Origin of the sequence: Parasphingorhabdus sp. (assembly GCF_965233695.1) — a bacterium.
GTDB lineage: Bacteria > Pseudomonadota > Alphaproteobacteria > Sphingomonadales > Sphingomonadaceae > Parasphingorhabdus.
On the sequence record NZ_OZ247497.1, the window covers coordinates 3,120,759 to 3,134,126 of the forward strand.

Consider the following 13,368-nt stretch of genomic DNA (forward strand, 5'->3'; position numbering starts at 1 on the left):
GAGGTAGACGTGGCGTTGAAGTCAACAAGATACCGTAAAGTGGAGCCAGCAGCATTGAATCGGCGGGCCGTTCCGCGTCATGAAGTCACCGTTTCCAGTGCATCGTTAAAACGCAAAGGCAGTAAATCCATTGTCGCGACATTGCTGGACATTTCGATCTACGGATGCCGGATTGAAGCAGACGCCGTCTTCCAAGAAGGCGAAAATGTAACCGTCACCGTAAACCAGCAGGCTCCAATGAAAGCCACATTGGTCTGGCAGAAAACAAAGCAAGCCGGATGCCGTTTTGCCGACGCACTTGATACCGAGATTTTACGGAATCTGACACTGGCTTCCTAAGATCGACGGGCATTGTCCGGCTTTCAAAGTTCACACGATTCACACATGGTCTCTGCTAGTCATGTGACCATGAAGACGATAGCGCTGCGCGCTCAAAGTTCACACAAATCACACCCGTCTTTTGTTGATCAAAAGAAGAGGCCTGCTCTCACCCCGGTTTTCAAAGTTCACACAATTCACACGTACTTTTCGTAACTTGTGACACAAAAGTTGTGAGCTTGGTGAGCCCGGCATAACAGCCAGAAAGAAAAGATTTAAATTGTCAAAAAGCCAAGGCTACATATAGCATTTCGAAAGGGTTGTAGGAAAGAGCAATGCCGATGGATATTCGATTGGATGACCTCACCGGAAAGCCGGTCCAGGCGCTATTGGCCGCGCATCTTTCTGGCATGCAGGAAAACTCCCCGCCGGGCAGCGTATACGCGCTGGATCTCACCGGGTTGAAAGCACCCGATGTCTCCGTCTGGACGGGCTGGGATGGCGAGCGTCTGATGGGTGTTGGCGCCCTGAAGGAACTGTCTGATACGGCGGGTGAGATCAAATCCATGCGCACTGACGCGGCCTATTTGCGCAAAGGTGTCGGGGCCCGGATTCTGGACCATATCATTTCCGTCGCGAAACTCCGCGGCTATAACCGGCTCAGTCTGGAGACCGGTTCCGGCGCCGAGTTTGATGCGGCCCTCAACCTCTACCGTAAATATGGCTTTGAGAACGGTGCGGCATTCGGTGGTTATGAAGCGAGCGACTTTAACCAGTTTCTGCATCTGGACCTGTAGAGCAAGATAAAGCCGTTTGGTTCGTGTCATATGTGCCTGACTACTAACGAAGATGGTTACGGGATTCCGGTTTGTTTGACAGCCGCTGCATTTCTCGCAATAGGCCGAATATGTCATCGCCATCACTATCCCAGCGCATAATCGGCCGTCTGTTTCGGACAGGAACGCCGTCCCTTCAAAGACATGTGGCCGATATGGTTGCGCGGTCCTCGGAAGAAATTGTCTATCACCGCCTGGTTGAAAATGGCTTCAAGCCCAAGGCCATTATCGATGTGGGCGCTTTCAAGGGCGACTGGACGCGGCTGGCAGGCAGGATTTTCGGCCCGATGCCGATGCTCATGGTGGAAGCGCAGCCATCGCTGCGCGCGGGCCTCGATGCGCTGACTCAAGAATTGCCGCATGTGAAATGTGAAACGGCGGTTCTCGGCGCAACAGCGGGGCAGGAGGTCACCTTCTACGAAATGGGAACCGGATCATCCTTCATGCCCGAGGCCAGCGATGCGCCGCGCAAGGAACTGAAACTGCAAACCCGGACGCTGGATGATGTGGTCGACGAGCATCTTGATCCCGTGGATGATATCTTCCTGAAAATAGACGTTCAGGGCGCCGAGCTTCAGGTGTTGCAGGGAGCCGATAAAACGCTCGAACGCGCTGGTCTGGTGCAGCTGGAAACCGCGATGCTGCAATATAATGAAGGCGCGCCGCTTCTGCCCGAGGTCGTATCGTTCATGGCCGAGCGCGGATTTTATCCGACGGAAGTGTCTGGATTCAGCCGCCCGCGCAATCATCTGGTGCAGATTGACCTGCTATTTGCCCGCGCCGGATCTGTGCTCCGGCCGGAATTCTTCAACTTTTAAACGTTCGATTCAGATCGCTTAGTCCAGATCCCACGCCCGCTCGCCATGGCTGGCAATGTCCAGCCCATCGCGTTCGTCGTCTTCATTGACCCGCATCGGCAGGATGAAGCTGATACCAAAGCCCAGAATCGCGGTCGCTACAGCGGACCAGATGGCTACCGCGCCGACACCGATTAGCTGTGCAACAAACTGGCTGCCAAAGGCCATGTCTTCGCCATAGCCTGTGCCGCCCAGACCTTCGCTGATGAACAGCGCGAGCAGAAGCGAACCGAGCATGCCGCCGACACCGTGAACTGCAAAAACATCGAGGCTATCGTCAATCTGGAAGCCATTCTTCACCAGCCCGACTGCGAAGAAGCAGACCAGACCGGCGGCCGCGCCGATGATGATGGCCGCACCCGGGCCGACAAAACCTGCCGCTGGTGTGATCGTTGCAAGACCGGCAATGGCGCCGGTTGCAACGCCGACCGCGGTCGATTTCCCGACCTTGATACGTTCAATCAAAATCCAGACCAATGCGGCCATAGAGGCGGCAACATGGGTGTTGATGATTGCAGAGGAGGCGTCATCGGTCGCCGTCAATGCTGAGCCGCCGTTAAAGCCGAACCAACCAACCCAAAGCAAGCCAGCACCGGCAACGGTCAGGGCAGGGCTATGAGGCAGCATAAGCGTTTTGGGCCAGCCAATGCGCTTGCCCATCATGATCGCGACGACCAGCGCAGAAACTCCCGCAGTGGTGTGAACAACAATGCCGCCAGCAAAATCGAGAACACCCAGGCCTGCGAGCCAGCCGCCGCCCCAGACCCAATGGGTTACAGGAGCATAAACAACGAGCAACCAGAGCGAACAAAAAGCCACGACCCAGCCGAAGCGGGCGCGATCGACCCAGGCGCCGACCATCAGGGCAGGGGTGATCACCGCAAAGGTCATCTGGAACATCGCAAATGCCGATTCCGGAATGGTAGTGCCTTCACGGACATTGCCAAGATTGCCAAACATCCAGTTGATACCATTGCCCAATATGCCGTTGGTTACGGTTCCGAAAGCGAGCGTATATCCCACGACAACCCACAAAACAGAGACGATGCCCGCAATGGCCATGCATTGCACCAATACCGAAAGGAAATTCTTGGAGCGGACAAGACCGCCATAGAATAGCGCCAGTCCTGGCAGGGTCATCAACAGCACCAAGGCGGTGGAAGTCAAGATCCAGGCGGTGTCACCGGTATTGGCAACATCGGTGTTGGGATCAATGACATCTTGCGCAAAAACGGGTGCCGACGCCAATATCGCAACGCTGATCGTGGCAAGAAACTTACTCAGATATTTCATTGGATCCCCCAAGGACATAATTTTATTACGCATGTTCGCTCTGGCGAATCATATTTTGGCGATTTACTAGTCGAGAGCCGCTTGCTGCACAACCGGCAACAAACTGCATTTGTCTCAAACCAGCTTCAGACCCAACCCTCCAGGACCTGATCCGGCGGACGATGACCGTCGGCCCAGACACGGATATTGGCGATAACGCGCTCACCGGAAGCCTCGCGTCCTTCAAAAGTAGCGCTGCCCATGTGAGGCAACAGTACGACGTTTTTCAATTTGAGCAGTCGCTCGTCGACGGCTGGTTCGCGGGTATAGACGTCGAGGCCGGCGCCGCTGATTTTTTCGTCCTGCAGGGCTTCGATCAGGGCGTTCTCGTCGATAAGATCGCCGCGCGCCGTGTTGATCAGATAGGTAGAGGGTTTCATTATCGCGATCCGGTTCGCATCGATCAGCTCGTGCGTTTCCGGAGTGTGGGGGCAGTGGATGGTGATAATGTCGCAGGTCCGAATGAGGTCGTCCAACTCTTCGACATAGCTGGCGTTTAGCGACTCTTCGACTGCTGGCGGCAACTGTCGGCGGTTGTGATAGACAATCGATAGTCCAAAGCCGGATGCACGGCGTGCGACCGCCTGACCAATGCGGCCCATGCCGATTATGCCCAGTTTCTTGCCGCCGATACAATGGCCGAGCATGCCAGAGGGTTTCCAGCCTTCCCATTGGCCGGACCGCATCAGTTTCTCACCCTCGGCCAAACGCCGCGGAACGGACAGGATCAGCGCCATCGTCATGTCGGCCGTGTCTTCGGTGAACACGCCGGGCGTGTTCGTAACCAATATTTTGCGCGCACGGGCGGCAGCAAGATCAATATGGTCAACACCGGCACCGAAGCTGGCAATGAGCTTAAGGCGTTCAGGCGCGGCTGCGATCATTTCGGCATCGATATGGTCTGTCACAGTGGGCACCAGAACATCGCAATCGGCCATCGCCGCGATCAGATCATCGCGGGTAAAGGCCCGATCAGTGAGATTGGGCACGACATCAAACAACTCCGCCATCCGGTCATGAATGCTGTCGGCCAGTTCGCGTGTAACGATGACGCGCGGTTTGGCCGGTCTGGATTTTTCGGGTTCCATATTATCTGATGATCTTGTTTCAGCCATAACGGCGTTGCTATGCCTGAATTTTACATCAGGTCAAGCAGGTGGCGCTTGTCGTGGCCTCGTCTTTCAGTTTATGGCTATGGGCATCCGGGGGCATGATTAGTATTTGGACGATGGGTAAATCTAATTCGAAACATCTTTTGTCATTGGGACTGCCCATATTGATGGCGGCTACGGCGACGCCTGCGATGGCGCAGCAAGAGCCGCCATATTGGGCGTCGATTGATGAACCCGAAGCACGAATGCGAACCGGACCCAGCACAGAATATCCGACGATGTGGATATATAAAAGGGAACGGTTGCCGGTAAAAATACTCGCGCGTTACAAAGCCTGGCGCAAAGTCGAGGATCCCGATGGCGCGCAAGGCTGGATGCATGCCCGCCTTTTGAGCGCAACCCAAACCGCTGTTGTAGTCGGAGACAAGGGGCAGGTGCAGGTATTGCGATCAAAGCCGGCAGCGGATGCGAAGGTTATCTGGCGCGCGCAACCAGGTGTTGTGGGCAAAATCACCCAATGTGAAAATGGCTGGTGCCTTCTCGATGTGACCGGTCGTCGTGGCTATATCGCGCAGGACGCGATCTGGGGAGATGAGCCGCTAAAATAGCGGTGCCCCGTCATAAGTGACCCAAAATGAAACAGAATGCCGGCGGTTTTGCAGCAGGATGGTTAACCGTCATTGTCACATATTGGGACATGGTATCGCGTTTCGCCGTCAGGCCAGCCATTATCACACTGAATTCGTGTCAATTCTGGTAAATAGTTCCTTAAAAAAAGGTAACGGATTTGCCCAACTGACTGAATTTATTCTAATCTATAGACGGAAAGCGAGATTCGGTTGGTGAAACAACAGAACGCAAGTCGGCCTTGGACCGGTCTGAACTTATCGCTTTTGAATGTTTAATGGCGAGATGCAGTGGGGGCTGTTTCGAGCTGTGTGATTTGGATGATTTGGGGCAGATAATATGATGAAGACAAAGAAGACTTTGGCGTTGGCCGCTACCGCTTTGGCAGCAACGACGCTTTCCGCGACCGCCGCTTCGGCAGAAGTGCTGATTTTTAACGCCAGCAACTATACAGCGGGCAGCAACAAGCACGGACTTTGGACAAATAACACCAATATTGGTTCAGACCGTTTCTATGCTTTTCAATCCGGAACGATTTTTACGGTCGATACTGTCGCCGGGACAGGCACGTTGACAGGGACAGCGATTAACGGTTCGAACAATGTCGCCGAGATCAATTTGAGTTTTGGTGGGTTCCTCGAAACCACCTTCGGTTCAGCCTTTACCTATAAACAGGAAGGCGGCCTTGCTTATGATCCGGTGACGGACACGCAGGACGTGGATTTCTTCACCACAGCAACCGGTTCGATCACGATTGACAGCTATGAATATATGCTGCGCGCCAATCCTTTCGCGGGTGGTCACGCTTTCCAATATGGTTTGGGTGCCAATGCGAAAAATGGCGCTTTCGGCGGGTCTTCATGGTTGCTGGTTGAAGGCGCGAACGGCGAGCGGCCAGCGCATTGGGATTTGAATTTCAATCTGACCGCCGTGCCAGAGCCTGCAACCTGGGCATTCATGATCTTTGGCTTTGGTGCTGTTGGCGGAGCATTGCGCCGCAAGAAAAGCCGTCAGACGGTCAGCTTCGCCTGATAACCTGATTGAATTAAAAAAGAGGCGGGGAGCATTGCTTTTCCGCCCCTTTTTAATTGGTCTTGAAAAATGTTAGTCGGCCAGCTCAATGGCCACCGCAGTCGCTTCGCCGCCGCCAATACATAATGCAGCTACGCCTTTTTTGAGGCCATGCTTTTTCAAAGCGGCGATCAGCGTCACCATTATACGGGCACCGCTGGCACCAATCGGGTGACCCAGGGCGGTTGCGCCGCCATTCACGTTCAGCTTTTCACGCGCGATCCCGATATCCTGCATCGCAAACATCGCGACGCAGGCAAAAGCCTCGTTCACTTCCCAGAGATCGACGTCAGCAACAGACCATCCCGCTTTGTCGAGAACCTTCTGGATCGCGGCTACCGGTGCTGTGGTGAATTTCGCCGGCGCGTGGGCATGGGCCGCATGTGCCACGACATGTGCAACTGGCTTCAATCCTTTTGCTTCGGCCACACTCGCGCGGGTTAGTACCATAGCCGCAGCACCGTCCGATATCGAAGAGGCGTTCGCTGCGGTAATCGTGCCGTCCTTTGCGAATGCCGGACGCAGTTGCGGAATTTTATCAGGATTACCCTTTAGCGGTTGTTCGTCCTTGTCGACGGTGACACTGCCTTTGCGTGTCTTGACTTCGACGGCCACAACTTCGTCATCAAAGGCATCACCTTCGACGGCGGCTTTTGCACGGGCCAGCGATTCTATGGCATATTCGTCCTGCGCTTCGCGGGTAAGCTGATATTCACCAGCGGTTTCTTCCGCAAAGCTGCCCATTGCGCGGCCTTTGTCATAGGCATCTTCCAGCCCGTCGAGGAACATGTGATCCATTGCCTGGGCATGTCCCAGGCGGGCGCCGCCACGCATTTTGGGTAGCAAATAGGGCGCGTTGGTCATGCTTTCCATACCGCCAGTGACAATCATGTCCACCGACCCGGCGGCCAGAGCTTCAGCGCCCATGATTGCGGTCTGCATGCCGGAGCCGCACATTTTGTTCACGGTGGTGGCTTCAACCGATTCCGGCAGGCCGCCCAATATCGCTGCCTGTCGGGCAGGGGCCTGGCCTTGACCAGCGGACAGGACGTTGCCCATATAAATACGCTCTACATCGGCGCCGTTAATGCCGGCCCTTTCAACTGCAGCGCGAACAGCGACCGCACCAAGATCGGGTGCACTGACATCTCCCAATGCGCCTTGCATGCCGCCCATGGGTGTGCGGGCATAAGAGAGAATGACGACAGGATCGGATTGAGACATAGAGAAAGCCTTTCGTAAGGATATGGACGACTGCAAAGCCGCGCGCACTGTTGCTGTTGCACATAAGCGTGGAAAACCGGTTTTTCAATCATCGCGTCGGGTTTATGTCAGCTAGTGATCGAACGCTTGAGTAGAAACTGAAATCCGTTCAGGGTGCGGCACGTGGACGCATATTATCCCATCGCCGGCGTCGTGCTTGGACTGATTATCGGCAGTTTTCTGGCGACCATTGTCGTCCGTTGGCCGGTTGGAGAATCGGTGCTGAAAGGCCGGTCACGATGCGATCATTGCAAACAGACCCTGGGCGCCCTGGATCTTGTTCCGGTGATCAGCTATTTTCTGCGCAGAGGCAAATGTGCTCATTGCGGCAAAGCGATTGATTCCGATCATCTGAAGATTGAATTATGTGCTGGCCTGATCGGCGGCGTGGCCTTGTTCGCTGAGCCTGGCGCAGGCGGTTTGCTCGGCGCCATATTCGGTTGGCTGCTTCTGACACTGGCGGCGCTTGATGCCCAGCATCACTGGTTGCCAGACCGTTTGACTTTTCTATTGGCAGCAACGGGGCTGGCTGCTTCCTATTTTGGTCTCGAACCCAATATTATGGATCGCTTGATCGGCGGCGGTGTCGGCTTCCTGTCCCTTTTTCTGGTCGGTTGGAGTTACCGGCGCCTGCGTGGACGTGAGGGGCTGGGCGGTGGTGATCCAAAGCTATTGGGCGCAATCGGTCTTTGGCTCGGATGGCCGGCAATTCCTCTGGTGATTTTGCTGGCCGCTCTCGTCGGCCTGACGTCCGCAGGGGTGACGCGGCTTCGGGGCGGCGCAATAGCATCAGACACCTCTTTGCCCTTGGGAAGCTTTATGGCGATCACTGCCTTTCCGCTGTGGATTATACAGACCATGACCGGCGGATATATTCTTTAGCTGGAAAGGCACACACAGAGGGTTGCCAGCACAAATCCACTCCGCTAACAGGGCGTCGATTTTGCAAATGCCAGTCTGCGGCAACGCATATCAGCCCCTGTGGTGGAATTGGTAGACGCGCTGCACTCAAAATTGCATTCTACCTTAAAAAATTAGCCAAAAACCCTTTAATACCAGCAACTTGAGCAAGGACGAGACTTCCAAAAAGACTTACACATGTCTTACACATTTTGGAGTTTCGTTATGACAGCTGAAAGCTACGCTCTGATGGATGGCGCGCTTCACGTTTATCGACGTGAGAATAGTCGCTTCTGGCAATGCTCAACCTATCTGGGCAGTCGCAATCACCGGCAGACAACTAAAGAGATGAGCCTCGCTGCGGCCAAGGATTTCGCGCGCGACTGGTATATGGAAAAATGCGTAGAGGATCGCCAGCGCAGACGCGGCGGGCTTACCTTGCTGGCCAATCCTGTCCAGCCACACATCGCCGAACCTATACCAGTGGCCGATGGTCGATTACGCCAAAAGTCAAAGGGTCCTACTTTCGAGGATGCCACCAAAGCTTTTCTCGATGAGTTCGAGGTAATTACCCAGGGCGAACGCAATGAGGGGTATGTAGAATCAAAGTCTATCCATGTTCGCGTTCACCTTTTGCCATTCTTTGGCGACACAGCGCTTGAAGACATTAACGCGGGCAAGGTGCAGGACTATCGCGTTCACCGCCAGACATCCCGCCTCGACGCTAAAACCGGCAAGCCGAAGAAACCGGCCCGCGCGACCTTGCACGGCGAGATAGTCACGCTCCGTCAGGTATTGAAAACCGCCAATCGTAAGGGCTGGATTTCCGCAATCCCCGATATGTCAGCGCCATATAAGACATCGGGCAAGTTGGAACATCGCGCTTGGTTTTCGCCCGAGGAATATAAATTGCTTTACGAAGCCACACGCGAGCGGGCCAAGAATCCTCCCAAGCCGCGCTGGCGTGAAGTTTGCGAGACTTTTCACGACTATGTTTTGTTCATGGGAAACACCGGGCTTCGTCCCGATGAGTCGGCGCGGATTCAGCTACGCGACGTCAAGATCGTCGATGATGAATCGACCGGCGAGCGCATATTGGAGATCGAGGTACGCGGTAAACGGGGTGTCGGTTTTTGCAAATCGATGCCCGGTGCAATTCTGCCCTTCGAACGCGTCCGTGATCGCAAGGAACTTAAACCCACCGACCCGATATTTGGGAAAACGCCGCGCGAAATGATGAATACGGTGCTTGACGAGCTCAATATGAAATTTGACCGTGATGGGCATGTCCGCACCTGTTACAGTTTGCGGCATACCTATATCTGCCTTCGATTGCTCGAAGGAGCAGATATTTATCAGGTCGCCAAAAACTGCCGCACCAGCGTCGAAATGATTGAGAAATATTATGGACGGCATTTGAAGAACAACATAGATGCTTCGGCAGTCAATGTTCGCAAAGCCCGGCCTAAGGCAGTTGCTGCCTCAAAGAAGTCTATGAAGCCAAAGGCATAATTTGCGTTCTTAATATTTTTCGTTGCGTCTCACGACGGCGGCGTTATATGCCTCTCACAACGCGGGCGTGGTGGAATTGGTAGACGCGCGGGATTCAAAATCCCGTTCCGCAAGGAGTGTGGGTTCGATTCCCACCGCCCGCACCATCTAAATTAGCAGGCTCCGATAAGCCCACCGGACGGTGGGTAGGAGCCTGCATTAGCGGATCGCTTGGGGACGCACGTCCCGCGCTCCGCTTTCGCGAAATGACAATCGAAGGGTATTGTCATGCTGGCCTCAGAAATCCCGGACGGGATTTAGCCATCGCTGCTATCTGCTAGACTCAATTTCGGCTATCAACGCCTGCGAATCTATTTCTGTAAAGCGCCCGAATTTCGGTCCTTTAAGGCCTGCCACCGATTGCCTGCAAGCGGACGTTGATTGAGCGTGCTATTTACCATTGATCAGCTAGTCTTCTATATCTGATGGAGGTTGATTACTTCTCACTAAGTTTGTTCAGATCATCTACGGCGGAGTTTTTTGACAACCAATCACACGACGAAACAAGCAACCATCTACCAATCACCTCTGCGCTTACCCGGACTTGCGTCCAGTCGTGAGCGAAATCAGCACTTGCCCCGTGAATAAGCTTGCTACGCCCATCGTTGTAAATTTGCGCAATCACCTTCTTGGTTTTGCGGCCGTCCTTCATCAGTGGGTCATCGGGCTTGGGGCCAAGACGCGCGCTGATAAGCGAAAGGATTCCGGGCACGCCCTTTCCGCCTGTCAACGCGTCCATGCTGGCAGCGAACTTCGTGGTAGCTATCTGATCCAGCGATTCACGACAGGCCTCGTGATACCAACACAGGCTTAGGAACAACGCGTTCAAAACCTTCGGGCGCTTCATGGACCGATTGGGCTGAATGTAGCCATAAATCGCTTCCCCGATCTGCTCGAACAGCCATCGATAAGAACGTAGGCTTTCGAGCAGCTCGGGTTCCGAATAGCGACCGAGAGGCAGTTCCGCGGATGCAGAGTTCGAGCCGACATTGGTGCCGCTGCCGAACAGCACGGTATGACGATGGCTACGCCGCCGGTCATAGAGCAGGTTCATCCACCGCAAGCCTTCCGAGGGTCGATACCAAGTGAGTGAAATGGCGGTCATGGCGAGACGTGCTGCCAGTAGGCCTTTCTCCTGGATGTATTTGCCGGAGAGCCCATCCGTCGCGACGCTGCACACCACTGGGCATTCACCGATCGCGTCAACAATGGATTCTTCTACAAAGGAATCGAACGAGCGCTTGCGCTTCCGTGGTGACGTGCCGCTCCAGCGCGCATAAAGGCGGCGTGCCGTCGTCGGCGATAACTTGCCTGCGGCGAGCATGCGTAGCCGCCATGCTTCGCGGGTCTCAAATACCACCGGTCCAACTTGGAGCGGATAAGGCTCATCGCCTTCGATAAGGTGGCATCCCAATGTCAGGTCTATAGGTCGGTTATGCCCGGCGATCTGTTTGTCGAGCAATTCTTCGACGTGTTCGCTGACGACGGGGTGCAACTGCGCATCGCTGTCATCAAGATCTATCTCGGCAAGCGCTAGGCCGAAGGACTGCGCCGTAAGCTTGTTCAATTCATCGATCTTGAATCGGGGCTTCAAGGCCGGGTCGTTATTCCAGCATATCCGTGTGTAGGCATAGACTGCGTCCAATAGTGCTTCGGTTACCCGAATGGAGCGACCATCGCCCAGCCACAATGCGGGCGGAAAGCTGATCTTCTTCACCGGAGCGGCTGGGGGCCGCTTCCATTTCTCGGTCTGCGCCTTCCGCAGCTCCGCCAAAATCTCGGAGATAAGTGAAGCCTTGTTAGTCATGTTCGAATGCGCTCCTCATCCAAGGAAGAACGTCAGCTATCCGATCCTTGAACGGATAGTCGCGTTGCTGGTCGCGGGTTGCAGCGTGAGCGACCGAAAGCATGAAGCCCTTCTTCTCGCCGGAGGAGACTTCACAGCAGGCATCGAGGAAGCTGTCTGCCGTACCATGCTGTAGGGCGTACTCGACGTCATTGATCGGGCAGAATGCGATCTCGCGGCGATCGCCTTCGTCGATGTCCCCCTCGGCGTCTGCCATCGCCATGGCGATGGCGATCACCTGTTCTGCCTGCCTGCTCGCCATGGTCAGCCAGCTGTCGGCCGTCACGATCACACCCCGGCAGGACGGAGCGACCGTGACGTCGCCCGTCAGGCCGCGCCGGGCATGCGAGAAGAAGCGCCAGATCTGGAACATGCCTTTGGCGAGTTCGTCGAAGCCGATAGATGCGGAGGCGATAGGATCGTCAGCGTATCTGGCGTCGAAGCTCATCCTCTTCGCCTTGCACTCGATCGCCGCGACGATGCCATCCGTTCCAGAGACGAGCACGTCGGGTGTGCGGTGCCGCGCTTTCTTCGGCCCGGAGACTTGCTCGCCGATGACCTCGTAGGGGGACATCATGGCTTGGAGATACTCCAGCACGTAGCCCTCGAACCGCGTGCCGATGCCGGTCCAGACAGCAGAGCCGCCCTGCACGACGTCGAGGTAGAGGCCCGATGTGTATCGATACATTATCAGTTCTGGGATCGGGGCGCGAAGGCGCTCGCCCCGCTCGCCGAACGCCATGATCGGGAAGTCGCGCAGAATGCTGGGACGATAGGCGGTGTGCCGATGGGCTTTCCGCATCCGCGCCGCAAGGTGTCGTGCCTCGGCATGGGGTATCGCGAGCTTGAGAAGAGTTGCCTCCCGGACCTCAGGCGATATGCCGATCTCGCTCAGATTCCGCTGGCGGTGGACCCAGTCGTTATTCTTCAGAGCACCCGACATGCATGCGCCGGTCTTCACGAAGTCGGAAAGGGAGATGCCGGCGCTCGCCTCGAAATACTCGCGCGCCGAACCGGTGCCATAGAGGAGCATGGAGCGGTAGAGGTGCGGCGCGTTCATGAAGCCGCGCTGCCATGGGAACTGGCGCTGAACGATCCGCGCCATTTCGTTGAAGACATCATGCTTTTCAAGGAAGATTCCGTCCTCGGCGTTCTCCAGCTTGATAAGGATGCCATGCAGGGCGCGCAGGGTTTGAAACATCTCGGCATTGAGGACGCGCGTGCGCCCGATTCCAAAGCGTTTGGCCTTCGGGGTGGCCAAAAGCTCATTTATCAGCGTTTCCAGCGACCACAGCGGAATGTGGTAGGGCGATCCTAGTTCCGCACCTACGGCCTCTGGCGGAAGATCCCGCATCACCGTCAAAGCCTTCTGGTTACCTGACTGGGCGGCAACGACGGCGGAGACCAGCGAAATGATCTGCTCGTCGTCGCTGTGCGAAAGGTATCGCTCAAGCTTCTTACGATAGATGTCTCGCCCGAGCCTTGCCATCGCTCAGGCTGAGGCGGCGCGGCGGTTGGAGAGATAGATCTCGATCATGCCCGGCCACTCCCTCGAGCTTGCGGCGAGATTCTTCAAGCGGCGGTCACGCCGAAAATAGCGTTCGACCCGCTGAAGAAGTCCGGTCAGTTTCATGAGACCATCTTATTTTTCTCGG

The 13,368-nt window shown here is 55.4% G+C and carries 13 protein-coding genes and 1 tRNA gene; 8 read left to right on the plus strand and 6 right to left on the minus strand.

Annotated elements, in window-relative coordinates:
* Positions 1–9: 9 nt before the first annotated feature.
* The 3 genes from ACO6S1_RS14840 to ACO6S1_RS14850 all read left to right on the plus strand — a co-directional run bounded on the left by ACO6S1_RS14840 (position 10) and on the right by ACO6S1_RS14850 (position 1,972).
* Positions 10–339, plus strand: coding sequence for a PilZ domain-containing protein (locus ACO6S1_RS14840; protein ID WP_422343403.1), 330 nt, complete (start codon positions 10–12; stop codon positions 337–339).
* Positions 340–653: 314 nt separating this feature from the next.
* Positions 654–1,115 carry a GNAT family N-acetyltransferase gene (locus ACO6S1_RS14845; RefSeq protein ID WP_422343404.1) on the plus strand — a complete coding sequence of 154 codons (462 nt, stop codon included), beginning with the start codon at positions 654–656 and terminating at the stop codon, positions 1,113–1,115.
* 194 nt (positions 1,116–1,309) lie between these two features.
* Positions 1,310–1,972 (plus strand): FkbM family methyltransferase, encoded by a 663-nt coding sequence (locus ACO6S1_RS14850; protein ID WP_422343405.1) that lies wholly within the window; start codon positions 1,310–1,312, stop codon positions 1,970–1,972.
* Positions 1,973–1,990: 18 nt separating this feature from the next.
* On the opposite strand, the gene ACO6S1_RS14855 is transcribed toward ACO6S1_RS14850, so the two are convergent.
* Together ACO6S1_RS14855 and ACO6S1_RS14860 are read right to left on the minus strand one after the other, a co-directional pair.
* Complete coding sequence (locus ACO6S1_RS14855; protein ID WP_422343406.1) at positions 1,991–3,304, minus strand: ammonium transporter; 1,314 nt, start codon at positions 3,302–3,304, stop codon at positions 1,991–1,993.
* A 125-nt stretch (positions 3,305–3,429) separates the two neighbouring features.
* A complete protein-coding gene (locus ACO6S1_RS14860; RefSeq protein ID WP_422343407.1) occupies positions 3,430–4,458 on the minus strand; it encodes a 2-hydroxyacid dehydrogenase in 1,029 nt (342 codons plus the stop codon).
* Positions 4,459–4,571: 113 nt separating this feature from the next.
* Between ACO6S1_RS14860 and ACO6S1_RS14865 the strand changes: the two genes are divergently transcribed.
* Positions 4,572–5,063 (plus strand): SH3 domain-containing protein, encoded by a 492-nt coding sequence (locus tag ACO6S1_RS14865; RefSeq protein WP_422343408.1) that lies wholly within the window; start codon positions 4,572–4,574, stop codon positions 5,061–5,063.
* Between the two features lie 358 nt (positions 5,064–5,421).
* Positions 5,422–6,114: a PEPxxWA-CTERM sorting domain-containing protein gene (locus ACO6S1_RS14870; RefSeq protein WP_422343409.1), complete on the plus strand. Its 693-nt coding sequence runs from the start codon at positions 5,422–5,424 to the stop codon at positions 6,112–6,114.
* A 72-nt stretch (positions 6,115–6,186) separates the two neighbouring features.
* On the opposite strand, the gene ACO6S1_RS14875 is transcribed toward ACO6S1_RS14870, so the two are convergent.
* Positions 6,187–7,377 carry an acetyl-CoA C-acyltransferase gene (locus ACO6S1_RS14875; RefSeq protein ID WP_422343410.1) on the minus strand — a complete coding sequence of 397 codons (1,191 nt, stop codon included), beginning with the start codon at positions 7,375–7,377 and terminating at the stop codon, positions 6,187–6,189.
* Positions 7,378–7,539: 162 nt separating this feature from the next.
* On the opposite strand from ACO6S1_RS14875, the gene ACO6S1_RS14880 reads away from it, so the two are divergent.
* From ACO6S1_RS14880 to ACO6S1_RS14890, 3 genes are all read left to right on the plus strand, one after another.
* Complete coding sequence (locus ACO6S1_RS14880; protein ID WP_422343411.1) at positions 7,540–8,298, plus strand: prepilin peptidase; 759 nt, start codon at positions 7,540–7,542, stop codon at positions 8,296–8,298.
* A gap of 243 nt (positions 8,299–8,541) precedes the next feature.
* Entirely contained in the window at positions 8,542–9,828 is a 1,287-nt protein-coding gene (locus ACO6S1_RS14885; protein ID WP_066740558.1) for a tyrosine-type recombinase/integrase, read from the plus strand.
* 61 nt (positions 9,829–9,889) lie between these two features.
* Positions 9,890–9,974 (plus strand) — tRNA-Leu (locus ACO6S1_RS14890).
* Between the two features lie 329 nt (positions 9,975–10,303).
* Here ACO6S1_RS14890 and ACO6S1_RS14895 read toward each other — a convergent pair.
* Genes ACO6S1_RS14895 through ACO6S1_RS14905 form a run of 3 tightly spaced genes read right to left on the minus strand, consistent with a single transcriptional unit; the run spans position 10,304 to position 13,346 of the window.
* Positions 10,304–11,674: a hypothetical protein gene (locus ACO6S1_RS14895; RefSeq protein WP_422343412.1), complete on the minus strand. Its 1,371-nt coding sequence runs from the start codon at positions 11,672–11,674 to the stop codon at positions 10,304–10,306.
* On the minus strand, positions 11,667–13,202 hold the full coding sequence (locus tag ACO6S1_RS14900) for a hypothetical protein (RefSeq protein WP_066740562.1): 1,536 nt from the start codon (positions 13,200–13,202) through the stop codon (positions 11,667–11,669). Before ACO6S1_RS14900 ends, ACO6S1_RS14895 begins: the two co-directional genes overlap by 8 nt.
* A 3-nt stretch (positions 13,203–13,205) precedes the next feature.
* Complete coding sequence (locus tag ACO6S1_RS14905) at positions 13,206–13,346, minus strand: hypothetical protein (protein ID WP_161486501.1); 141 nt, start codon at positions 13,344–13,346, stop codon at positions 13,206–13,208.
* Between the last annotated feature and the right edge of the window lie 22 nt (positions 13,347–13,368).

Coding starts and splice junctions, on each gene's coding strand:
- ACO6S1_RS14845 (WP_422343404.1), top strand. CDS start 654: ATGCCGATGGATATTCGATTGGATGACCTCACCGGAAAGCCGGTCCAG.
- ACO6S1_RS14850 (WP_422343405.1), top strand. CDS start 1,310: ATGGTTGCGCGGTCCTCGGAAGAAATTGTCTATCACCGCCTGGTTGAA.
- ACO6S1_RS14855 (WP_422343406.1), bottom strand. CDS start 3,304: ATGAAATATCTGAGTAAGTTTCTTGCCACGATCAGCGTTGCGATATTG.
- ACO6S1_RS14860 (WP_422343407.1), bottom strand. CDS start 4,458: ATGGCTGAAACAAGATCATCAGATAATATGGAACCCGAAAAATCCAGA.
- ACO6S1_RS14865 (WP_422343408.1), top strand. CDS start 4,572: ATGGGTAAATCTAATTCGAAACATCTTTTGTCATTGGGACTGCCCATA.
- ACO6S1_RS14870 (WP_422343409.1), top strand. CDS start 5,422: ATGATGAAGACAAAGAAGACTTTGGCGTTGGCCGCTACCGCTTTGGCA.
- ACO6S1_RS14875 (WP_422343410.1), bottom strand. CDS start 7,377: ATGTCTCAATCCGATCCTGTCGTCATTCTCTCTTATGCCCGCACACCC.
- ACO6S1_RS14885 (WP_066740558.1), top strand. CDS start 8,542: ATGACAGCTGAAAGCTACGCTCTGATGGATGGCGCGCTTCACGTTTAT.
- ACO6S1_RS14895 (WP_422343412.1), bottom strand. CDS start 11,674: ATGACTAACAAGGCTTCACTTATCTCCGAGATTTTGGCGGAGCTGCGG.
- ACO6S1_RS14900 (WP_066740562.1), bottom strand. CDS start 13,202: ATGGCAAGGCTCGGGCGAGACATCTATCGTAAGAAGCTTGAGCGATAC.
- ACO6S1_RS14905 (WP_161486501.1), bottom strand. CDS start 13,346: ATGAAACTGACCGGACTTCTTCAGCGGGTCGAACGCTATTTTCGGCGT.